Below are 21,704 nucleotides of genomic sequence, written 5' to 3'. Positions count from 1 at the left end.
CGTCTGCGGGCGGAATGAGGCATCCCATGACAGGACCGCTGGTAGGAATCCGAGTGGTCGAGCTGGCCAGCATCGGCCCCGGCCCGCACGCTGGAATGATCCTTGCCGATCTGGGTGCCGACGTGGTCCGGGTGGAGCGTCCCGACGCGCCGTTCGGGCTGGGCACACACGGTCGCAACGAGCAGTTGCGCGGTCGGCGGATCGTTACCGCCGACCTCAAATCGGCTACCGATCGCGCGACCGTCCTCGAGTTGGTGCAGCACTCGGACATCCTGATCGAGGGATATCGCCCCGGTGTAGCCGAACGTCTCGGTCTCGGACCCGACGCCTGCCTCGAGGTGAACCCCCGCCTCGTATACGGCCGGATGACCGGGTGGGGGCAGAGCGGGCCGCTGGCGCAGGCGGCCGGGCACGACATCAATTATCTCTCCATCGCCGGCATCCTCAACAGCGTCGGCCGCACCGGCGAACGACCGGTGCCGCCGCTCAACCTCATCGGCGACTACGGTGGCGGCTCCATGTTTCTTTTGGTCGGTGTTCTGGCGGCGTTGTGGGAGCGCGAGAGATCCGGGTCGGGCCAAGTCATCGACGCCGCGATGATCGACGGGGCCAGCAGCCTCGCGCACATGCTGTGGTCGATGTACGGCGGTGGCGCATGGAACGCCGAACGCGGCACCAACCTCTTGGACGGCGGGGCACCCTTCTACGACACCTACGAGTGCGCCGACGGCGGCTACATGGCGGTGGGGGCGGTGGAACCTCAGTTCTACCAGCGGTTGCTGGAAACCGTTGGCGTGGAGGGAGAGGACCTCCCGGACCAGCACGACCGATCCGGGTGGCCTGCGATACGCGAGCGACTCACCACGGCCTTCGGCGCCCGGCCACGCCAGCACTGGATCGACGCCTTCGGTTCGATCGATGCATGTGTGACACCCGTGCTTTCCTTCGACGAGGCCGCTCGTCACGATCACATGGTTCAGCGCGGCATCGTGCAGGAATTGAACGGCATCGTGCAGCCCGCCGCCGCCCCCCGATTCTCACGAACCGAACCGGGTGCTCCCCGACCCATGCCGACCCACGCCATCGATGCGGCGACCGTACTCGAGGATTGGAGCCAGCCGAACGCCACCTGAGCGTTCCCGGCCCGAATACAGAACCTCCACTCCGGGATCGGAGCGGAGGTTCTGTTTCGTCACGACGCGTTCACCCGACGCGCACAGCGATCACTATTTTCCAGCGAGCAATGGCCAGAGACCGGCTGCGCCGGCGTCCAGCGCGCGGGCTCCCACTTCTTCGGCTCGCCGACGTGCACCCCCGAATTCGTCTCGCCAACTCCAGATCCGGGTGGTGCACAGACGGAGGTCGTGCTCCTCGGTGAACCCGATCGCTCCATGAACCTGGTGTGCGATTTTCGCAACGGTGCCCGCGGCTGCTCCCGTGGAAACCTGCGCCGCGGCGACCTCGAACTGCCACGATGGCTCCTTCTCGTCCAGCGCCATCGCCGAGAATTTGGAGACCGTCTTGCAGAGCATGACCTCGCCGGCCATCCTCGCAATCTGGTGTTGCACGGATTGGAAGGCACCCAAGGGCCGCCCGAACTGTGTTCGCTCCGAGGCGTACGCCAGCGACATCCGAAGTGCCCTGCGGGACGCTCCTGAGGACATCGCCATACGACCCACGGCGCCACGTGCGACGAAGAGATCCTCGGTCACATCAGAGTCTTCAGGAACGGAATGGACGCTGCTCGCCGGGAGTGACACACGGCGCATCGTCACCCGGTCGCGCGGCTCCCCCGCCACGTTGGTGCCGGCCTCGATCTCGAAGTCGTTGCGGCCGAGGAGCACTACGTGTCGACCCGCCAAGACCACCAGGTGTTCTGCGATCCGAGCCCACGGAACTCGGGTCAGCTCGCCGTCGATCGTCCACGCGCCGGATTCCTCCGCCAGAGTTACGCCGGATCCTGCGACCGCAGCAGTCATCGGGCCGGCCGGGATCTCGGCACGACAGGAGGCGAGAAGCCATGCCCCCTGCAGCGCGGTCTCCACGAAGGGGACTTCGGCGCAATACTCTCCGAGGACCTCCAGGACAGCGGCGGCAGCGGAGACGTCACCCCCCGAGCCGCCCTCCTCCTCGTCGATCGACAACAGGGTGATGCCGATCTGATCGAGTGCCGACCACAGTGCGGCGTTCCAGTTCGTACCCGCCGACGACGGATGCCGGACACACGCGTCCTCGACCGCCTCCGTCAGTGCCTCGATGATCTCACTCATGACACATTCACCGCTTTCGCTACGACCCCACGCAGAATTTCGTTCGTACCGCCGCGCAGAGTGAATCCGGGACTGTGCAGCAACGCCTCCGCGAGCATCCGCGGCAATCGGCTCAACGCGGCCGGGTCCGGCTCGATGCCAACCATCATCCGCACACTGTCGATGAGGTCCCCCTCGAGGGTGGTCCCGAGGTCTTTGACCATGGCCGCGGCGACCGCCGGATCGTCCCCTTGCTCGAGTCGCCCGGCGACCGCGAGTGACATCTGTCGGAGGGCCCACAGACGCGAGATCAGCTCCCCCAAGCGAACGCGATCCACCGTCTCCCCTTGCCGATTCGACTCGCGGAGAGCCTCGACGAGGAGTGGGAACGTCGACAGGATGCGCTCGGGACCGCTTCGCTCGAAGGCGAGCTCACTGGTTACTTGCTTCCACCCCGCCCCCGGCTCGCCCAGGACGCGCGAATCCGGCACGAAGGTGTCGTGGAAGACGACCTCGTTGAAGTGATGCTCTCCGGTCAGCAGCTTGATCGGTCGCACTTCGACGCTCGGATCAGGGAGCTCAACGATGACCTGTGTCAGCCCCGCGTGGCGCTTCTCGCCGAGCGGCTCGGTGCGGATCAACGCGATCATCGCGTGCGCATGATGCGCTCCACTGGTCCAGATCTTCGTGCCTGAGACCTTCCAGCCACCATCCACTCGGGCTCCGCGGGTCCGCACCGAGGCAAGATCCGACCCGGTATCCGGCTCGCTCATGCCGATCGCGAAATAGCACTCGCCCCGCGCGATGACGGGCAGGAACGCCTGTCGTTGCTCCTCGGACCCGAATGACAGGAGAGCCTGCCCCGACTGACGGTCCGCGATCCAGTGCGCAGCGACCGGTGCACCTGCCGCCAGCAGTTCCTCGGTGACGACGAAACGAGCCAGCGCGCCCTGGGCAGACCCGCCGTACTTGGCCGGAAAGGCCATCCCGATCCAACCCTGCTCGGCGAGCCGGCGGCTGAAACCCGGGTCCCAGCCGGCGAGCCACTGGTCGCTGTGTGGGGTGATTCGACCCGACGAGATTTCGTCGGCTAGAAATGCGCGTACTCGGTGCCGCAACTCGACGAGCCGCTCGGGCTCTCTTACGGCGGCAAGGTTCAGGAACTCCATCGGTACCCTTCCAGGGCGTGGCGGGTGTCGCTCACCGCACGGACCATCGGCCCGTATAGCTCGGTGGGTCGGATCTGTCGAGGAACGACCGAAACGCGGCAGGTGCGTCGTCGGTGGCAAAATTGACCGCCTGTGCAGCGGCCTCGTTCCGAATCGCGGCGGGTAGGTCGATCCCGACGCCCTCGTTGAGCAGGCTCTTGGTCTGCGCCATGGCGATCGGAGGCAGTGCTGCCAGCTGTCCAGCGAGGTCGGCGACGAAGCCGTCCAATTCTTCGGGCGGGCGAACCCAGGTCACCATTCCCAGGCGGTATGCCTCGTCGACATCGATCACCTCGGCGAGCATCGCAAGGCGCTTCGCCTGCTGCAGCCCGACGATTCGCGGGAGCAGCCAGGATCCACCGAAGTCGAGGGAGAGCCCCCGCTTCACGAAGATCTGACTGAACCGCGCCCTGCTGGATGCGACGACGAGATCGCAGGCCAACGCCATGTTGGCCCCGGCACCGGCTGCCACCCCGTCCACCTTGGCGATAACGGGCATTGGCAATTCGAACAGCGACGATGCTACGTCGCCGATACGGCGCAGCCGCGGGATCGGATGCTCCTGATGTTTGCTCTTGGCGACATCTGCGCCCGCACAGAAGGCGTCGCCCGAGCCTTGCAGGACCACCACACGCGTGTCCGGGTCGTTACGAATTTCCCGCAGCATCTCGCTGAGCGTGTGCCACATCTCGGTATCGATCGCGTTCTTGCGTTCGGGCCGGTTCAGCGTGATGGTCGTGACGCCGTCGGATGCGTCGAGTGTCACCGGTTCCGTTGTGTTCATCGGAATCATCTGCCTTCGAACGTGGGGGTGCGCCGCTCGGCGAACGCGGCGCGCGCCTCGGCAGAGTCCCTCGTCCCGTGCACGACGGCCAGGTGGGAGGAAATCAGATCGAGCGCGGTCCGCAGATCGGAATGGACGGATTGCTGGGCGGCTCGTTTGATCATCGCGATGTTGATCGGTGGTTGCGCGGCGAGTCTGTCCGCGAAGCGCCGATAACCGTCGGTGAACTCGTCGTCGGGATGAACGGCGTTTGCCAGACCGATTCGCAAGGCCTCGGCCGCGTCCACGAAGTCGCCGGTCCACAACAGTTCGAGCGCTTTGGACATGCCGACCAGGCGCGGCAGGTAGTAGCACCCGCCGTCGCCTGGTACGAGTCCGACGCGGATGTATGCCTCCGACAGCCGGGCCGACTCCGCGAGGATACGAATATCGCACATGAGTGCCATATCCAGCCCGGCTCCCACCGCGGCACCGTTCACGGCAGCGATCAGAGGCTTGGTCAGATCGTCCGCGGCGCGGGCGACCTGGTGGACTCCTTCGGTCAGCATGGTCTTTAAGGCCATCGGTTCGGCACCGACGGCGTCGAGCACCGACAGGTCGATACCTGAGCAGAATGCTCCCCCGGCGCCGGTGACCACGACGACCCGTACATCCGGATCCTTGCGCGCCGACCGGAGCGCAGCCGCCCAGGCGTCGATCATCTCGAGTGTGAAGGCGTTCTTCGCGTGGGGGCGATTGAGCAGAATCGTCCCCACGCCGCCTTCGACGGTGTACTCCAAGTCAGCCATGTGCGATGCCTAGCGCGGTGCCATGCGGAGAGCACCATCGAGGCGGATCGTCTCGCCGTTGAGGTAACCGTTCTCCAGAATGCTCAGAGCCAGGTGAGCGTACTCTTCGGGCAACCCGAGCCGGGACGGATTGGGAACGCTGGCCGCCAGTCCGTCACGGATGTCCTCGCGCAGCCGACCCAGCAGCGGCGTGTCCACGATGCCGGGGGCGATGGTGCACACGCGAATGTTCTTGCTGGCGAGATCGCGTGCACCGGTGATCGTCATGCCGACGACTCCTGCCTTCGCTGCGGAGTAGTTGATCTGACCGATCTGGCCTTCGAAGGCCGCGACGGACGCCGTCATGATGATCGCGCCGCGCTCGCCGTCGATCGCCTCGTGCTTGGCCATCCGTGCGGCCGCCAGACGGAGCGCGTTGAAGCTGCCGATCAGGTTGAGCTTGATGACGAACTCGTAGTCGGCGAGGGACCCGGGGTTGCCCTCCTTGTCCAGGATTCGGACCCGGCGACCACTGCCGGCGCAGTGCACCAGTCCGCGGAGCGGCCCCAGAGTCTCGGCTGCATCCAGTGCATCGCCGAACGAGACCTCGTCGGTTACGTCTCCAGCTGCGAAAAGAGCGTTGTCACCGAGTTCCTTTGCCAGCGTTTCGCCGTCCGAATTGGGGAGGTCGATGAGTGCCACCTTTGCGCCGCCGTCGAGCAGTCGCTTCGAAGTGGCGAGCCCGAGGCCGGACGCTCCGCCCGTTATAGCGAAAACGGATCCGTTTACCTGCATTGTTCTTTCTCCTTGTTCTTCGAAATCTGTAGGGCTCAACGAACGTGGGTGGGTTCGTTGACTAGAGCAGCTCGAGGATCGTCGCGTTGGCCAGGCCGCCGGCCTCACACATGGTCTGGAGACCATATCGAATACCGTTGTCTCGCATGTGATTCATGAGGCGGGTCATCAGGATGGCACCGGATCCTCCGAGCGGGTGCCCGACGGCGATGGCTCCGCCGAGAGGATTGAGCCGATCTTCCTTCGCTCCGGTCTCGGCCAGCCACGCCAGCGGGACCGACGCGAACGCCTCGTTGACTTCGAACACACCGATCTCGTCGATCGACAGTCCGGACTTCTTCAGTGCCAGTTCCGTCGCCCGGATCGGGGCTGTCAGCATGATCACGGGATCGTCACCTGCCACGACCGCGGTGTGAATACGCGCGATCGGTGTGAGGCCGTTGCTGCCGGCAACCTCCGACGACGTCAGGAGCAGGGCGCCGGCGCCGTCCGAAATCTGTGAGGCGTTTCCCGCCGAGACCACTCCGTCCTCCTTGAATGGGGTCGGCAGGGTGGCGAGCCTCTCGAGTGTCCCGCCCCGGCGAATGCCCTCGTCCGCGTCGAGGCCGCCGAGCGGCACCAGCTGTGAGGCGAATGCCCCCGCATCGGTTGCCTCGGCCGCCAGCCGGTGCGACCGCAGCGAGTACTCATCGAGCGCTGCGCGGGACATTCCCCAGCGCTCCGCGATCATCTCGGCACCGATGCCCTGGTTGAAGCCCTGGACGCCGTAGCGCTCCAGCAGAGTGGTGGGCGCTGGCTGACCGTCCTGGGCGGCACTTCCCATCGGCACTCGGGTCATCGATTCGACCCCGCCGGCCACGGCGAAGTCGTAGTGGCCGGCGATGATTCCAGCAGCCGCGAAGCTGACGGCCTGCTGGCTTGATCCGCACGCGCGGTTGACGGATGTCGCCGGGACGGTCTCGGGCCAGCCCGCGGTGAGCACCGCGTTTCGGCCGACGTTGCTCGCCTGCTCGGACACCTGGCTCACACAGCCCCACACAACGTCGTCGACGATGTTCGGGTCGATGTTGTTGCGCTCGGTCAGTGCTTGCAGGACCGTTGCGGAGATGACCGCGGGGTGGATGTCCGCCAACGCTCCCTTCCGCTTGCCGATCGGTGTACGGACGGCATCAACGATTACCGCATCTCGCATGGTCACTCCCAAGAATTATTGTCTGTTAGCCAACAACTATTTTGCCCTATGGAACTCGGCTATTACCTCGACGCAAGACGTCGAGGCCGAACGTCACTGCTTTGCAGTCTCGCCGCCGTCGATTACGTAGACGGCGCCGGACACGAATTTCGAACTCTCCGACGCGAGATAGCAGACCAGGGGTCCGATCTCGTCGGGCTCGGCCATACGACGCGCCGGGATCTTACGCACTCTCTTCGCCAGTACGTCCGGGTTGCCGGTGACATACGACTGCGCTTCGGTGGCGAAGGCGCCGGGAGCAATGGCGTTGACCTGGATGTCGTGCCGGGCCCATTCGGCGGCGAGGGCCTTGGTCATCTGGATAGCGGCACCCTTCGACGCCGAATACGCGGCGAGTGTGGCCTTGCCGAGAATTCCCGATGTCGAGACCACGTTGATGATCCGGCCACCAGAACCCGAGTCGACGAAATGGCGCGCGGCGGCCTGCGAGAGGACTGCCAACGATGTCACGTTGACCTCCATGACCTCATCGAAGACCGACATATCCATCTCGAGAAAGTCAGCTGCGGGCGCGATGCCTGCGTTGTTGACGACCGCGTCGAGACGCCCCAGCCGCTCGACCGCGATCTTCGCGAGACCGGCCACTTGTTCCCGGTCGCGCATATCGCACACCTGCGGCTCGATCTTGCCGGCGAATTGCTCCGCAGCCAACTCGTTCAAGCTGGCCTCTGTCCTCGCCACGGCGAGCACATGCGCTCCCTCGGCCGCCAATGTCCGGGCCGCAGCCCGGCCCAGCCCCTTGCTCGCCCCGGTCACAATGACCCCGCGGCCTGTCAGGTTCAAATCCATATCTTCGTCCTCTCCGATTCGCACGTACCGCCGCGTGTCATGCGCCTGTCCACACCGGTGCACGCTTCTCAGTGAAGGCACGCGCACCCTCGATGGCGTCTGCCGACGACCGCACGGGCGCGGTCAGCTCGGATTGCCGTGCGAACGCTTCGGCTGCTGGCCAGCTCGGGCTGTCTTGGATGATCTGCTTGGTCGCCGCGACCGCCAGCGGACCGCAGGCGGCAATCTCCGTTGCGAGTTCGAGCGCGGCGGCCACCGCCGTGCCGGGCTCGACGATCCTGTTGACCAGGCCGCGCTCGGCGGCCTCGCGTGCCGACATATTTTTGCCGGTGAGTGCCAACTCCATCGCCAATGGATAGGGCAGCCGCCCGGGCAGCCGCAGCAGGCCGCCTCCGGCGGCGACGAGGCCCCGCTTCACCTCGGGCAAAGCGAAGAACGCACTTTCCGCGGCGATGATCATGTCGCAGGCCAGAACGATTTCGAAGCCACCCGCGACCGCGGGACCGTCGACCGCGGCGATGAGGGGCTTGCGTGGGGGCTCCTGTACTAGTCCCGCAAATCCTCGCCTCGGTGTGATCGGCCGCTCCCCGCGCAGAAACCCTTTCAGGTCCATGCCCGCGCAGAAGGTCGGCCCGTTCGCCGCCAGGACGGCAACCGTGAGGTCGCGGCGCTCGTCGAACTCGGTGAGCGCCGCGTCGATCGCGGTGGCCATCTCGAGGTTGACCGCATTGCGCGCAGCGGGCCGATTCAACGTAATGATGCGCACGCCGCGGTCGTCGGAGACGAGCACCGGCTCCTCTGCGGCGGTGTCGATGGAGGTCATGGTCAGCTTCCTGGTAGTCGTGGGGCGGCGTCGAGCCGGGTTTCGCCGTTCGACATCGCGTCGTAAATGGTGTGCAGGCCGGGTAGCCCTCTCCTGAAACAGCGTTCGAGGAGTCAGGTGTTCGCCGGCAATTCCAGTCGCAGCAGGCGGGCAAGGTTGCCGCCCAGGACGCCGCGTTCCTCGTCGGCGCTCAGCCCGAGTGCACGAATGGCCGCGATTTCCGTTGCGGGGTCGGTCATCGGCCAGTCCGAGCCGTACACGACGCGATCGGCGCCGTGCTCTCGAATGATCCGCCTGATCCGTTCGACGGGGAGGGTGCCCATGCTCGGTGGCCACGAGGTCTCGAGGTACACCCCGGTCCCCACCGACCACTGCTCGGCCTCATCCAGCACTTGGTAACCGCCATAGTGCGCGGCGATCAGCCGGAGTCCGGGGATGTGCTTCATCATCGCGTTGAGATCGCGCGGCGCTCCCCGGTCGTTCTGCTCTTCGGTACCTCCGGAGCCGACGTGCGCGATCACCGGGACGTCGTTCTCGGCCAGGGCAGTGAGGATCTCACGCGTCCTTGTGTCACTGAAGGCGACCGATTGGAAGAGCGGGTGGAGCTTGACGCCCATGATGCCGTTCTCACGGAGAGCGGCGAGGTTGTCCTCGACCGAGAGATCGGGGTGAACCGTACCGAACGGCAAGAAACGGGAGCGGTCGACTCGCCCCACGAACTCGTTTGTGCGCCAGACGGTTCGACCGGCATTTGCCACCGCGAGAGTCATTGCCATGTCGATGCCGGCGTTGTCCATCGTGCGTCGTAGCCCGTCGAGGGTGCCGTCGTGGACCGGGTCCAGGCCGACGGGCCGGTCGGCGAGCACTTTGCGGGCGATCTCGTCCGGCCAGACGTGACAGTGTGCGTCAATGATCATCGGGAGTGCTCCTTGATAAGCTGCTTGGACAACGAGTCGAGCAGTACTTCGGTCGCGCCCTCGTACACCCGCATCGGCCGGGCCGCTCGATAGAGGCGTTCGATGCGGGATCCGCGGACCAGACCGAATCGGCCCATCATCTGCACGCTGCGGTCGACGACACGACCGGTAACCTCCGTCGCGCCGATCTTCGCCATCGACGACAGGTCCAGGCTGCCGCGTGGATCGGAGGCGGCGGCGCGGGCGACCTGGTACGTGAACGCCCGCGCCATCTCGATCTCGGTCCAGGACATCGCCAGCATCTGAGGAATCGGGCCGAGACGCGCCAACGGGCTGTCGAATTGTTTCCGGGTCGTGGTGTGCGCGAGGGCGTCGTCGAGCGCTGCCTGCGCGGTGCCGAGGGCGGCGCCGGCGACCGAAACTCGGAAGGTGGCCAGGGTGGCCAGTACGAGCGCGAATCCCCTACCGGGCTCACCGAGGCGATGGGTGTTGGGAACACGGACATTGTCGAACTCGATGTCACCCAGGACGTGGGGGGCCATGATCTGGTAAGGACGACTGGTTCTGACACCGGAAGTGTTCGCGGGCACGAGCACCAGGGAATACCCGGACCTGCCGTTGACATCTTCCTTGCCCAGAACGCAGTAGTAGTCGGCGTCGCCCCCGTTGGTGATGAAACTCTTTGTTCCACGGATGATCACGTCGTCGCCGTCTTCGGCGATTGTGGTGGACAGCGATTTGAGGTCCGATCCGACTTCGGGTTCGGTCAGAGCCAGCGCGGCGATCGCCTCCATACGCGCCACCCGCGGAAGCCACTGCTCGCGGATCTCGTCGGTCCCGCCGACGGCGATCGCATAGCTGCCGATGCCCTGCATGGCGAAGAGAGAGTCGACGTGGCTCGAAGCCGCTGCGAGTTGTTCCCGGACGACCGTCACAGCTAGGGAGTCGGGAGACTCGAACTCGCCGCCGTACTTGGCTGGGACCTGCACGGCCGCGAGGCCGCTGTCCTTGAGTAGGGCGAGCACTTCGGCGTCGACGGAGTCGGATTCGTCCGCGCGATCGGCGTGTGGAAGGCAACGATCGGCCAAGTCGCGGGCACGGGCCTGGAGCACACGGTATTCGGGCTCGAGGATGGGGAAGCGGTCGCTCACAGCTTCACCACCACGAACTTGGTCTGAGTGTAATGACGTAGTGCTTCCATGCCCTTCTCCCTGCCGTATCCACTGTTCTTGACTCCGCCGAACGGTCCCTCGACGAGGCCGGCGACCCAGTCGTTCACATAGACCTGTCCGGCCTCGAGACGGGCAGAGACCCGGTGGGCCCGCGCGACGTCTCCGGTCCACACGCCCGCCGCGAGTCCAAATTCGGAATCGTTGGCGATCGCGACAGCCTCGTCCTCGGTGCCGAACCTGAGAACGGTCAGGACAGGACCGAACACTTCCTCACGCGCGATCGTCATCTGGTTGGTGACGTCGGTGTAGACGGTCGGCTCGATCAACCAGCCGTCTCCGGTCGCGGCACCGCCGGCCGCGAGGGTCGCGCCGTCCGCTTTGGCCACGTCGAAGTACTTCTGCACCTTGGTGAATTGTTCCTCCGTGACGATGTGTCCATAGGACTCACCCGGCTTCACCGTGCGCACCTGATCGAGAAGGAGAGAGACGAATTCGTCGTAGATTTCGTCGGCCACGAGAAGGCGAGTGCCGGCACTGCAGATCTGACCCGCATTGCCGGTGAAGGCACGTACCGCGCCTTCCGCGGCTGCCCGCAGGTTCGCGTCCGAGAAAACAATATTCGCGGACTTTCCACCCAGTTCGAGGGTGAGCGGCAGCACTCGGTCCGCCGCTGTCCGTCCGATGGCACGGCCGGTCTGCACCGAGCCGGTGAAGGCCACCTTCCGCACGTCTGCGTGCTCGATCAGTGGTTGGCCCACCGCCGCGCCGGTGCCCGTCACGACGTTCAGAACACCGTTGGGGAGGCCGGCTTCGGTGGCGATGCGGGCAAGCTCGAGGGTGGTCGCGGAAGTAAATTCGGACGGCTTCACCACCGCTGTGTTCCCTGCGAGGATCGCTGGAGCAATCGCTCTGGCCGCTTGATTGAGCGGCGCGTTCCAGGGGGTGATCACGCCGATGACGCCGTACGGCTCGTTGGTCGTGTAGCCGTGCCGACCCGGTCCGAGGTCGATCACCTCACCCGAAGGGATGTTGGCGAGCCCCGCGTAGAAGTCGAAATAATCTGCGGCGGAATCGACTTCGCGCAATGCCTGTGGACCGGGCTTACCGGCCTCGGCGCCCTCGAGTTCGGCAAGGAGCTCCCGTTCGGCGCGGATCCCGTGAGCGATGTCGGCCATCAACCGGCCGCGCTCCCCCGACTTGAGTTCACGCCAACCGGTTGCTGCGGCGGATGCGGCAGAGACAGCCGCCTCGACGTCGGCGCGACCCCCAGCGGCGATCTCGGCAACTGCGCCACCTGTCCATCGGGAGTTGGTGGTGAGGCGCTTGCCCCCGGGCGTGTACCGCTCCGCGCCGTCGATCCACTGACCGTATGCCTTCACGAGACCCTGAGGTGGTGGGATTGACTCCGAACGAGTGATGCTCATAACAACAGCATGCCTCATAACCTTAATTTGTCAACCAACAAGGATTGTCTTCTCCCCAGACACTCCTTCCGCTAAGATTTGTTCACCGACTATTTTTTGTTGACGCCCGGCCCGGCGTGGCTGAGGTGTCGCCACAGACGCCGCGGTCGGCCATTCGCCCACGCCCAACCAACGAGAGGCCACCCATGGACTTCGACGACACTCCCGACCAAGCACACCTGCGGGGTAAGACGCGCCAGTTCCTCGACGAGCATGCGGACGAACTCGAGCACGCAGACGGCCCCTATCTGGAAGAGCCCGGCACGGACCGGGTTCAAGCCCTCCGCCGGACCCAGGCCACCTTGTTCGACGCTGGGATGATCGGCTTGACCTGGCCGACGGAATACGGTGGCGGCGCCGGAACGAACGCCCAACAGGCCGTCGTCAACGAGGAGCTGCACCGCGCACGGATCGCGGGACCGATCGGACACGTCGGCCTCGGAATGTGCGGACCCACGGTATTGGGCCACGGAAGCGAGGACCAGAAGCAACGCTACATCCGGAGGCTGCTTCGCGGAGACGATTTGTGGTGCCAGCTCTTCAGCGAGCCCAGCAGCGGCAGCGATCTCGCCGCACTGCGCACCCGGGCCGTGCGCCACGACGACGGCTGGCACGTGCAGGGACAGAAGGTGTGGACCACACTTGCACAGCACTGCCGGTACGGGATTGTGCTGTGTCGCACCGATCCTGACGCCTCCAAGCATCGCGGGCTGACGATGTTCGTGATCGATATGCACGCACCCGGCGTCACGGTCCGACCCCTGCGGCAGATGAACGGGCACCAGAGCTTCAATGAGGTCTTCCTCGACGACGTCGTCATCGACGACTCCGAGCGTCTCGGCGACGTCAACGATGGATGGCAGGTCGCCCTGACCACACTGATGAACGAGCGAATGGCAGTCGGCGGGGGCGGCGGCGAACTCGGTGTCCGGAGTGATGCCTTGATCGCACATGCCGCGGAACGGCTTCCGCGGCTCGCTCCGAACCAGCGTGTGCTGGCCACACACGAGCTCGGGAAGGTGCTGGTCGATTCGCTCGCGGCCCGCTACACGGGATACCGGATGCAGACGAGCATGGAACGCGGTAAGCGCCCGGGACCCGAGGCCAGCGCGGGAAAGCTCACGGCGGTTCGCGTCGCGCACGCCACCGCGGACCTCGGCCAACGCCTGCTCGGCGACGACGCCGTCCTGGCGCGCTCGCGGGACGGAGACTGGCGCTGGGCGAATTCGGCGGCATCCACCCCTGGCGTCGCCCTGGCCGGCGGAGCCGACGAGATCCTCCGCAACATTCTCGGCGAACGAGTCCTCGGGCTCCCGTCGGACCGCGCGCCCAAGCCCACAGCATCCGAGAGCAGGTAGGGAACTCATGGAGTTCGACATCAATGACGACCAGCGGAACTTCGCCGACCACGCGCGCTCCTTCTTTGCCGATCAGGCCGGACCCGAATACGCGCGCAAGAGCCTCGATACCGCGGGCGGGATCGTGCCCGGCCGTGAGGTTCTCGCCGAGCTGGGATTCTCCTCGCTCACCATCCCCGAAGAGGCGGGCGGTGTAGGCGCCAGCCTGCTCGACATGGCCATCGTCGCCGAACAGGCCGGCCGCCAACTTGCCGGGCCTTCCCTCGCCACCGCGGCCCGATGTGCTGTACTCCTGGAAGGGGACACGGACCGGCTCCAGGCGCTGAGCGACGGAACTCTGGCCCTCGCGGTGCTCGACGGCTCGCTCACCGGGGACAGCCCGTCGATGGACGTTATCGGCGCCTCGCACTTCCTCGCACTGAACGGCGATGACCTCGTCCTGGGTAGCGGTGAGGTCAGGCCCGGCGACCCGATCGACGCCACCCGCGGTCTCGGTTACGTCACGTTGACGTCTTCTGAGGTGATTCGCCGGGACGCACGTGCCCTGTGGGACCGCGCCCGGCAGGTCGCCTGTGTCGTTCTTGCTGCCGAAGGTCTGGGCGCCGCGGAGCGTGTGGTCGAGCTCGGCATCGAGCACGCCAGAGACCGCACGGCATTCGGTCGGCAGATCGGTTCGTTCCAAGCGATCAAGCATCGCCTGGTGGACGACTGGGTCGCCGTCAATCAACTGCGCTCCCTCGTGTGGTGGGCGGCGTGGGCAGCCGACAACGCCCCGGAGCAGCTTCCGATTGCCTCGTCTGCTGCGAAGGCATACTGCGCCCCGAGCTTCGAGACGGCGTGCGAGACACTCGTTCATGTGCTCGGAGGGCTCGGTTTCACCTGGGAACACGACGCGCACCTGTATTGGCGACGCGCCAAGGTCGATCGATTACTGCTGGGCGAGGAGAGCGAACACCTCGCCGAGGTGGCTCTACGAAGCATCGCGGCGCACGCGGAAAGTAGCGACACCCTCCCGATGTAGGACCCCTGCTCGAAGACCAGGCCACCGAACGGTGGCCTGGTCATCTGCGCGAGTTCGGTCTTCAGGTCACTGGGAACGAAAAAGGCGGTGCCGGGAAAGATTCCCGGCACCACCTCATCGGTGCTGCTCGTCGCCGCTCAGCCGATCCGTTCACCCGTCCACGCGGACCAACGCGCGGGGCTGGACTCGAAGGTCCTGGGCTCACCGGTCACCGCCACCTCGGTGTGCAGGACGTGCCCGGTGCCGGGATCGAGGTATCTGCGCGTCTCCACCCCGCCGGCCAACTGCTCGACCAGAACCGGGCAGCCATCGGTCCAATGTCCGGGGGCCTGCGCGAGGACCGCACCCGAGCGAACGCTCACCGCGAACCCGCCGCGCTGCTCGACACCGGACGCAATCGGCAACGCTCGACTCGAGTCGGTCTCGCTCACCTCGACCTGAACCGGTTCGATCAAAGCCGGGTCGGCGCGCTCGAGACGCTGCTGCAGCAACTCGCTCCGGCTCGTCGTGGTGCCGTCGGAGACATCAACGCCGTATACATCACTCGCGTCCTCAGCGGTAATGAGGCCGTCCTCGAAATCGGCGAGCACGGCTGCCACATCACGATCGAGAGGATCGCCCCAGCCCCCGCCGCCCGCAGCCCGAATGGCGTAGCTGTGTCCTTCGGGGAGAGTGAATCCCTGGGCCAGAACCCCGATCGGCGTCGACCCGCCATCGGGGTCACGCAGTTCGATCGCATTCGGCCGACCCGGGTCGGCGCCGGCCGACCCGGGCATCGGAATCTGCCCGTGCCCTCCGATGCTGTTGCCGGTCAACAGCGGAGAGCCGTCAACGGTGAATTCGAAGTCGACGCCGCGTCCCCCGCGGAACTGACCCGCACCCGACGCGTCACACGACCGACGCCGGTAGTTGAAGCGAAGCGGGTACCAGGACTCGGTGACTTCCACATCGTTCGTCTGAATGGCCGCCTGACGCCCCACCAGGTAGAAGTTGAAGTCCGTGCCGTCGCGATCGTTGCCGGCCGGCGAACCGAGGGCGGTGCCGTCGATCATGATCCACGAGTCCGTCGCGCCGGACAGACCCCTACCCGAGAAAGTGACCACGCAGTTCCCGGACATCGTCTGCGAACTGGACAGGAAGGGACGGCTGACGCTGTCGGGCGAAGCCGCCACCGCCTGATGGAAAGTGCGCAACGCGGCCTCGCTGGCGTCGTGCGACGCCGCGAGATGCGCAGCCCCGACGGGTGCTGGATGAGTGCAGTTGAGCATGCTGCCCACCGGGCAGTACACCGCAATCGCGTCGTAGTACCCCTGGTTGAGGGGCAGGTCCTGCCCGATCAGACGCTGCAACTCGACCCCGATCTTGCCCTTGACGATGTACTCCTTCGTGTTGAAGAAGTGCTGCGTCTGTGGTGCCGCCCCGGAGAAGTCGAAACGAATCGAATCGCCCTCGACGGTGGTCCTGCAGGGGACCCGAAACTTCTCCTCGTTCCACTCGGTCCAACTCGTGGACCGGTAGACGCCGTCCTCGAGCAGCGCGATCTCGGCGCGGACAGCTTCCTCGGTCCGTCGGTTGAGCTCGTCGAACCCGTTCTGCAAGGCGTCCGGACCGATCCGCTCAGCGAGTTCCCGGAGCTTGGCAGCACCGACATCGACGCCCGCCATCAGGCCACGGATGTCCATCTCGACCAGGTGGGCCATGCGGACGTTGTTGAGCAAGATGTTCCAGAGGTCCCGCTGGTCGACGCCGGCCCTCATGATCTTCACTGCGGGCAGTCGGACCGCCTCTTGGAAGCAATCGGTCGCTTCGGGAGCGAACGACCCCGGCTGCATACCGCCCACGTCCACCAGATGCGACGAATTTGCGAACCACCCCACCAAGACCTTCCTGGCGAACACCGGCTTCATGACGAAGATGTCCTGCGCGTGCAGGCCACCGCCCCGGTGCGGGTCGTTCGCCAGGAAGACATCGCCGTCCTGGATGTCGTCACCGTGCTCAATGAACACACCCGCGATCGCATTGGTCGCCGCGTAGAAGTGGTAGGCGATATGACCGCCACCTGTCACCAAGTTCCCCTTGGCGTCGAGAAGGGTGCACGAGTAGTCACCCCCCTCGACCACGAGCGGGCTCACCGCAGTGCGTTTGATCGTCGCGGCGCCCTCGCCACAGAACGCTTCGAACTGGTGTCGCAGAACCTCGACCGCAATATTGTCAAGCTGCATCGGAATTCACATCCAATCGGAGAGAGCGGCGCTCGCCGACCACCAGCGTGGCGCCGCGGGGGACGAAGACGGTGGTGTCGACGTCGTCGGCCAGAGCCGGCCCGTCGATGCGGTCTCCGGGGACCAGGTCGGGGGTCCGGTAGCACGGAACCTGCTCACTGCCGGCCCGGGTCAGATACACGGCCCGGTGGGAAGACGGTTCGACCACACCCCCTGTGCGCGTGGACGTGTCGATCGCGAACGTCGCCCGGGGAAGCCGGCCGATGGCGACTGCGCGGAGGAACGTCACCTCCAGCTGCGCCTTCTGACCGACGGCACCCACCCCGTAGCGGGCTGCGTACTGTTCGAGGAAGGCCGCACGGATTGCTTCGGCATCGAAGACCGGGGTCTGCAGCGCAATCGACACCTCGGACGTCTGCCTGAAGAAACGAACCCCGACGTCGTAGTTCACAGTCAGGTCCTGCTCAGGGACCCCATCGTTACCGACCGCCCGTGCCACCTCGGAGCCGAGCCGCTCGAGATCGGCTCCGATCGCGCCCGCGTCGGCCCGATCGAGCAGCACGTCAGCCGACTTGATCCGTTGCCGCCGCACATCGGCCGATGCCGCCCCGAAGGCGGACAGCACCGACGCAGCGGGGGGCACGACAACGCGGGGGATGTTCGCCTCGGCCGCGATGCTCGCCGTGAACAGTCCGCCGCTGCCGCCGTAGGAGATCAGGGTGAGGGTGCGCGGGTCGAGCCCACTCGCGCCCGCGTGCAGGCGAGTCGCTTTGGTCATCTCGGCGAGCGCAATCTCGCGAATTCCCCACGCGGCCTCCTCGGCCGAGAGGCCGAGAGACTCGCCCAGCGTGGCACACACCCGCACGGAGGCTTCTCGGTCAAGCGTGCCGCCTACGAAGCTGGCCGGGTCGATGTAGCCGAGGACCACCAGGGCGTCGGTGATCGTTGCATCCGTCCCGCCGTTGCCGTAGCAGGCCGGTCCGGGCCACGCCCGGGCGGAGCGCGGCCCCACGCGCAGCAGTCCGCGCGCGTCGACCCAGGCAATGGAGCCGCCGCCGGAGCCGATCGAGAGCGTGTCGATTCGCGGCTGAGCAAGGATCATCCCGTGCAGCTCGCCTCGCTCGGACCGCTGCGGGAGCGAATCGGCGATGACCGCCAAGTCGAAGCTCGTACCGCCCATGTCGCCGCAGATCGCGTCGGAAATCCCCTCGTCCGAGCACACCTCGGCCGCAGCCATGACGCCGGCAGCCGGGCCCGACGCCACCAGGATCACCGGCGAGCGGCGTGCCTCGGCGAGGGTGACGGTTCCACCGCTGGTCTGGAGCAGCAGCAGCGGAACTCGAAGGCCGGTGTCGGCGAGCTCCTGCGCGAGGGCCTCGATACCGTCGAGAGCGGTAGACAGGACAGCATTCACGGCCGCAACCAGGGTGCGCTCGTACTCGCGGATACTGGGGTGCAACTCGACGCCGCTGAAGACGGGCAGGTCGGGAAACTCTTGCCGCACGAACTCGACCACGGCCAGTTCGTTCTCGTCGTTCTTGAAAGACCAGAGGAACGAGACGGCGAGCGCCTCGATCTGGTGCGTCTCGATCAGGTTTGCCACTGCCGAACGAACCGCCGCGATATCGACGGCCTGCAGCACCTTTCCGTCGCGGTCGACGCGTTCGTCGACACCGACGACAGCCGATCGATCGATGGGGCTCCATGGCGGAACGAGGAATCCCTCCTCCGAGACACGCCGCGAGCGGGCCATGGAAATGGTGTCCTCGAAACCGGCCGTGGTGAGCAGTCCGGCTCTGACGCCGTGCTTCTCGACGAGCGCGTTTGTCACCGCGGTCGTACCCAGTCCGAAGCGTTCGACCCTCCCGAGAAATGTTTCGAGATCGAGGCCGACTTGATCAGCGACGAGCTGACAAGCTCCGAGCACTCCCCGTCCGAAGTTGTTTCGGTCGGTCGGCGATTTGGCGCGCCACAGCGACTGCCCGTTGCCACAGGCGAGGTCGGTGAAGGTTCCCCCGACGTCAATTCCGATCGAGAAACCTCCTGGTGCCTGATTCGGCACCTCTTTGACGTCCATCAGTTCTCCTTGTCAGTTCGATGCAGTCATGGGCGCAATCCGCAGAGGGTCCGCCATCCGGGCGGCGTCCGCCCAGATGGCGGAGTAAGTCGGCGCCGGCGTGACCTGAATCATAACATTTAATAAGTGTTCAACCAACTAGTATTTTGTCAGCCGCAGGGATTGCACCTGCGTTCCGAGGAAATGGATTCCGCTCTAGATGTAGTAGCCGCCGTTCACGGCGATGTTCTGCCCCGTCATGAACCGAGCGCCGTCGCTGACCAGGAACGTGATGACCGGCGCGATGTCTCGATCCGGATCCCCGAACTCACCACCGAGCGGCACCTTCTGCAGAAGCAGCTCCTTGTACGCAGCAAGTTCCTCGTCGTTCATCTTTGCGAGATGATCCTCGAGCATCGCAGTCCTCGCCGACGGGTGAATGACGTTGGCCCGGAGGCCGTATCGAGCCCATTCGACGGCGATCGTCCGAGTCCACGCCGTCACGGCGCCCTTGGACGCCGCGTAGGCCGCGCCGTTCGGATATGCGGTCAGCGCCGAGGAGGACGCGAAATTGGCGATGCTGCTTCTGTCGCCCTTCTTCAGGTGCGGCAGCGCTGCCTGGTTCGTCAGCATCGGCCCCCGCGCATTGATGTCCATGACGCGGGCCCAGTCCTCGTCGTTGACATCTTCGGCCGGACCCTGCAGCAGGATCCCCGCGGCGTGAACCAGGGAGTCCACCCCACCCAAAAGATCGGCCGCCTCGTCGATCACCGAGAAGACCTGATCCCGATCGGTGACGTCGCACGTGAGGAAACGTTGTCCCGCCTGTTCGGCGACGCCGAGGCCTTGTTCCTCCGAACGGTCAAGCGAGACCACGGAGGCACCCTCCTTCGCGAGGGAACGCACACAGGCCGCTCCTACGCCGCTCGCGCCGCCGACGACTATTACCTTCTTGTCCACTTACTTCTCCGTTCCGACGCAGGTGTGAGCAAACCCGTAGACGGTCGCTCCGCCGGATGCCGGCAGCAGTACCGCGCGCACGGGCGTACCGCGCGTCAGCGCTTCGCCGCAGGTGCAGATGATCCGACCGGGCAGGCGCACTCCGGCTTTCATGTCGACCGCTCCCGTCAGGTACGGCGCTATGCTTCGCCACGGCTCGGGGAGGCTGGCGCCGCTCGCGGGAAGCTCTGCGGCGGCTTCGTGAATACGGATCGCCACATCCACAGTTCCGTGCGGATCGATTGACTCCCAGGCATATTCACCGCTCAGGCACTCGTAGCAGTGCGTTGCGATCGGGAAACGCAACGTTTCGCACTCGCCACATCGCTGGAGGGACAGGTGCCCATCGTGAAGAGACTCCCAGAAACCCGCGTTGTCGGGGTGCTGGTGCTGGGCAGGGCCCGGTGCAGCGTCCACGCGCTCCAATTCGACCACTTCACCTTTTCTCTGGCTTGCCGCCATGTCAGGCCACCTTCTCGTTCGTCAGGACCAGGGCGTCGCCCCACGGAGTGCCCCACAGCAGTGACTTCGCATCGTCGATCTGACGCTTCCCGGCCTCACCGCGAAGCTGGCGGACCATTTCGATCATGTGCCCGTAGCCGTACAGGTGCCCCTCCGCCAGGCTCCCGCCGTGCGTGTTCATGGGGAGCGGCGAGTCCAGTCCGATGCCCTGGTCGCGGCAATACGCGGCGGCCTCGCCCGCTGCGCAGAAGCCCCACCGCTCCAACGCCATCAACACCAGGGGGGAGAAAGGGTCGTAGGTGAAGAAGCCGTCAAGGTCGTCGCGTCCCACACCCGCCATCTCCAGCACGGGGAAGGTTTTCGGGGCCACGTAGTCGTAGCGCGGGCTCACTCCTGATCCCATGCCCGGCCGGGAAAAGAAGTCGTAGCTGTTCCGAGTGGCCGGAACCCCCTGCATCCCTGCGATATGCACGATGGGTCGACCCAACTCCCGCGCCCGCTGCGTCGAGGTCACCAGCAGACATGTAGCGCCGTCGACCGCGAGACACATATCGGAGGACCGCATATGGCCCATGAGCTCGGGCTCCTCCAGATACTGCTCGACCGTGAGTGGTTCCTCGCGCCGTACGGCCATGGGGTTGAGGTGGCCGAAAGCGCGCATGGTGACGGGAATTGCCGCCATGTCCGCAGATGTCGCACCGTACCGATCCATGTACTGCTCGATGACCAGCGCGGCGCCGGCCCCGGCTCCGGGCGAGCCGTGGAGTGTCCAGTTGCCGTAGGGCCCGCCTCCGTCTCGGAACGACTCATCGACGCCGCCGAGCGGTGAACTCATCGGAGGCAGTTCGAGGGCATACCCCGTCGCCGTGACGGCACTGTTGATCACGGCAACCACGTCCGCCAGCCCCATCGTCACTGCCATGGCTGCCTGCTGGACCGCCGTGGCCGCCCACCGGCCATGGGTCCACAGCTGCGAAACCCACGTCAGGTCCAGGCCGGCGGCCACGGCGAACTCGTCGTAGTCCACGCCACGCGGGGTGCCCCAATTGGTGACCATGCCCGTGACATCCGACTTCTTCAGATTCGCATCCGCCAACGCGGCTCGGAACGACTCGAACTCCAGGTGCAAGGCACTTCGCCCCGGTCTGCCGATGGACTCGCTCGTTCCCACGCCGACCACACACGCATCCAACTTCACGAAACCAAGCTCCTCTCCTGTGCACGAATTGCCGTGCCCGATGGGCCGCGTGATCGGCGCCACTCCGACGACGATAACAGAAATAACTGATCAGCAAACTAGTCTTTTTCCTGGGCCGTCCCACTCGCCCCTGCTGCATCATTCGCCACGCGCCCACCAGGCCGCCACT

At 65.7% G+C, this 21,704-nt stretch carries 19 protein-coding genes; 3 read left to right on the top strand and 16 right to left on the bottom strand.

What is annotated here, in order from left to right:
• Positions 1-26: 26 nt before the first annotated feature.
• The gene (locus tag AC1DWT_RS22775) at positions 27-1,133 is read left to right on the top strand and encodes a CaiB/BaiF CoA transferase family protein (protein ID WP_477922324.1); all 1,107 of its coding nucleotides are present in this window, start codon (positions 27-29) and stop codon (positions 1,131-1,133) included.
• A gap of 93 nt (positions 1,134-1,226) precedes the next feature.
• Here the strand turns inward: AC1DWT_RS22775 and AC1DWT_RS22770 are convergent, their stop codons facing one another.
• From AC1DWT_RS22770 to AC1DWT_RS22720, 11 genes are all read right to left on the bottom strand, one after another.
• Positions 1,227-2,270, bottom strand: coding sequence for an acyl-CoA dehydrogenase family protein (locus AC1DWT_RS22770; RefSeq protein WP_477922322.1), 1,044 nt, complete (start codon positions 2,268-2,270; stop codon positions 1,227-1,229).
• Positions 2,267-3,418, bottom strand: a complete 1,152-nt coding sequence (locus tag AC1DWT_RS22765) for an acyl-CoA dehydrogenase family protein (RefSeq protein WP_477922320.1) — start codon at positions 3,416-3,418, stop codon at positions 2,267-2,269. Before AC1DWT_RS22765 ends, AC1DWT_RS22770 begins: the two co-directional genes overlap by 4 nt.
• Positions 3,419-3,449: 31 nt before the next feature.
• Positions 3,450-4,241: an enoyl-CoA hydratase/isomerase family protein gene (locus tag AC1DWT_RS22760; RefSeq protein WP_283334463.1), complete on the bottom strand. Its 792-nt coding sequence runs from the start codon at positions 4,239-4,241 to the stop codon at positions 3,450-3,452.
• 5 nt (positions 4,242-4,246) lie between these two features.
• Positions 4,247-5,029, bottom strand: coding sequence for an enoyl-CoA hydratase/isomerase family protein (locus AC1DWT_RS22755; protein WP_477922318.1), 783 nt, complete (start codon positions 5,027-5,029; stop codon positions 4,247-4,249).
• A gap of 9 nt (positions 5,030-5,038) precedes the next feature.
• Complete coding sequence (locus AC1DWT_RS22750) at positions 5,039-5,803, bottom strand: SDR family NAD(P)-dependent oxidoreductase (RefSeq protein WP_477922316.1); 765 nt, start codon at positions 5,801-5,803, stop codon at positions 5,039-5,041.
• Between the two features lie 61 nt (positions 5,804-5,864).
• The gene (locus AC1DWT_RS22745; RefSeq protein WP_477922340.1) at positions 5,865-6,995 is read right to left on the bottom strand and encodes a thiolase family protein; all 1,131 of its coding nucleotides are present in this window, start codon (positions 6,993-6,995) and stop codon (positions 5,865-5,867) included.
• 93 nt (positions 6,996-7,088) lie between these two features.
• Positions 7,089-7,931: an SDR family NAD(P)-dependent oxidoreductase gene (locus AC1DWT_RS22740; RefSeq protein WP_241031774.1), complete on the bottom strand. Its 843-nt coding sequence runs from the start codon at positions 7,929-7,931 to the stop codon at positions 7,089-7,091.
• On the bottom strand, positions 7,882-8,667 hold the full coding sequence (locus AC1DWT_RS22735; RefSeq protein ID WP_477922314.1) for a crotonase/enoyl-CoA hydratase family protein: 786 nt from the start codon (positions 8,665-8,667) through the stop codon (positions 7,882-7,884). Before AC1DWT_RS22735 ends, AC1DWT_RS22740 begins: the two co-directional genes overlap by 50 nt.
• 113 nt (positions 8,668-8,780) lie before the next feature.
• On the bottom strand, positions 8,781-9,584 hold the full coding sequence (locus tag AC1DWT_RS22730; RefSeq protein WP_283334469.1) for an amidohydrolase family protein: 804 nt from the start codon (positions 9,582-9,584) through the stop codon (positions 8,781-8,783).
• Positions 9,581-10,735, bottom strand: a complete 1,155-nt coding sequence (locus tag AC1DWT_RS22725; RefSeq protein ID WP_477922312.1) for an acyl-CoA dehydrogenase family protein — start codon at positions 10,733-10,735, stop codon at positions 9,581-9,583. The genes AC1DWT_RS22730 and AC1DWT_RS22725 overlap by 4 nt, the downstream gene beginning before the upstream one ends.
• Positions 10,732-12,180 carry an aldehyde dehydrogenase family protein gene (locus AC1DWT_RS22720; RefSeq protein ID WP_206016484.1) on the bottom strand — a complete coding sequence of 483 codons (1,449 nt, stop codon included), beginning with the start codon at positions 12,178-12,180 and terminating at the stop codon, positions 10,732-10,734. Before AC1DWT_RS22720 ends, AC1DWT_RS22725 begins: the two co-directional genes overlap by 4 nt.
• A 185-nt stretch (positions 12,181-12,365) precedes the next feature.
• Here AC1DWT_RS22720 and AC1DWT_RS22715 point away from each other — a divergent pair, with 185 nt between their 5' ends.
• Positions 12,366-13,577 carry an acyl-CoA dehydrogenase family protein gene (locus tag AC1DWT_RS22715; RefSeq protein WP_477922309.1) on the top strand — a complete coding sequence of 404 codons (1,212 nt, stop codon included), beginning with the start codon at positions 12,366-12,368 and terminating at the stop codon, positions 13,575-13,577.
• A gap of 7 nt (positions 13,578-13,584) precedes the next feature.
• On the top strand, positions 13,585-14,598 hold the full coding sequence (locus tag AC1DWT_RS22710) for an acyl-CoA dehydrogenase family protein (RefSeq protein ID WP_283334473.1): 1,014 nt from the start codon (positions 13,585-13,587) through the stop codon (positions 14,596-14,598).
• A gap of 137 nt (positions 14,599-14,735) precedes the next feature.
• Here AC1DWT_RS22710 and AC1DWT_RS22705 read toward each other — a convergent pair whose 3' ends face one another.
• The 5 genes from AC1DWT_RS22705 to AC1DWT_RS22685 form a co-directional block, all read right to left on the bottom strand.
• Entirely contained in the window at positions 14,736-16,820 is a 2,085-nt protein-coding gene (locus AC1DWT_RS22705) for a hydantoinase B/oxoprolinase family protein (RefSeq protein WP_477922308.1), read from the bottom strand.
• On the bottom strand, positions 16,810-18,897 hold the full coding sequence (locus AC1DWT_RS22700; protein ID WP_206016488.1) for a hydantoinase/oxoprolinase family protein: 2,088 nt from the start codon (positions 18,895-18,897) through the stop codon (positions 16,810-16,812). The genes AC1DWT_RS22705 and AC1DWT_RS22700 overlap by 11 nt, the downstream gene beginning before the upstream one ends.
• 195 nt (positions 18,898-19,092) lie before the next feature.
• Positions 19,093-19,836 carry an SDR family NAD(P)-dependent oxidoreductase gene (locus AC1DWT_RS22695; RefSeq protein WP_477922306.1) on the bottom strand — a complete coding sequence of 248 codons (744 nt, stop codon included), beginning with the start codon at positions 19,834-19,836 and terminating at the stop codon, positions 19,093-19,095.
• Positions 19,837-20,337, bottom strand: a complete 501-nt coding sequence (locus AC1DWT_RS22690) for a Zn-ribbon domain-containing OB-fold protein (protein WP_206016490.1) — start codon at positions 20,335-20,337, stop codon at positions 19,837-19,839.
• Between the two features lies 1 nt (position 20,338).
• Positions 20,339-21,535 (bottom strand): thiolase C-terminal domain-containing protein, encoded by a 1,197-nt coding sequence (locus AC1DWT_RS22685; RefSeq protein ID WP_477922303.1) that lies wholly within the window; start codon positions 21,533-21,535, stop codon positions 20,339-20,341.
• Positions 21,536-21,704 lie beyond the last annotated feature (169 nt).

The organism is Rhodococcus sp. P4_B6, assembly GCF_056402215.1.
Note: the sequence above shows the minus strand (reverse complement) of the source record. Positions and strands in the feature narration are given on the sequence as shown.

Coding starts and splice junctions, on each gene's coding strand:
- AC1DWT_RS22775 (WP_477922324.1), top strand. CDS start 27: ATGACAGGACCGCTGGTAGGAATCCGAGTGGTCGAGCTGGCCAGCATC.
- AC1DWT_RS22770 (WP_477922322.1), bottom strand. CDS start 2,270: ATGAGTGAGATCATCGAGGCACTGACGGAGGCGGTCGAGGACGCGTGT.
- AC1DWT_RS22765 (WP_477922320.1), bottom strand. CDS start 3,418: ATGGAGTTCCTGAACCTTGCCGCCGTAAGAGAGCCCGAGCGGCTCGTC.
- AC1DWT_RS22760 (WP_283334463.1), bottom strand. CDS start 4,241: ATGAACACAACGGAACCGGTGACACTCGACGCATCCGACGGCGTCACG.
- AC1DWT_RS22755 (WP_477922318.1), bottom strand. CDS start 5,029: ATGGCTGACTTGGAGTACACCGTCGAAGGCGGCGTGGGGACGATTCTG.
- AC1DWT_RS22750 (WP_477922316.1), bottom strand. CDS start 5,803: ATGCAGGTAAACGGATCCGTTTTCGCTATAACGGGCGGAGCGTCCGGC.
- AC1DWT_RS22745 (WP_477922340.1), bottom strand. CDS start 6,995: ATGCGAGATGCGGTAATCGTTGATGCCGTCCGTACACCGATCGGCAAG.
- AC1DWT_RS22735 (WP_477922314.1), bottom strand. CDS start 8,667: ATGACCTCCATCGACACCGCCGCAGAGGAGCCGGTGCTCGTCTCCGAC.
- AC1DWT_RS22730 (WP_283334469.1), bottom strand. CDS start 9,584: ATGATCATTGACGCACACTGTCACGTCTGGCCGGACGAGATCGCCCGC.
- AC1DWT_RS22720 (WP_206016484.1), bottom strand. CDS start 12,180: ATGAGCATCACTCGTTCGGAGTCAATCCCACCACCTCAGGGTCTCGTG.
- AC1DWT_RS22715 (WP_477922309.1), top strand. CDS start 12,366: ATGGACTTCGACGACACTCCCGACCAAGCACACCTGCGGGGTAAGACG.
- AC1DWT_RS22710 (WP_283334473.1), top strand. CDS start 13,585: ATGGAGTTCGACATCAATGACGACCAGCGGAACTTCGCCGACCACGCG.
- AC1DWT_RS22705 (WP_477922308.1), bottom strand. CDS start 16,820: ATGCAGCTTGACAATATTGCGGTCGAGGTTCTGCGACACCAGTTCGAA.
- AC1DWT_RS22700 (WP_206016488.1), bottom strand. CDS start 18,897: ATGGACGTCAAAGAGGTGCCGAATCAGGCACCAGGAGGTTTCTCGATC.
- AC1DWT_RS22690 (WP_206016490.1), bottom strand. CDS start 20,337: ATGGCGGCAAGCCAGAGAAAAGGTGAAGTGGTCGAATTGGAGCGCGTG.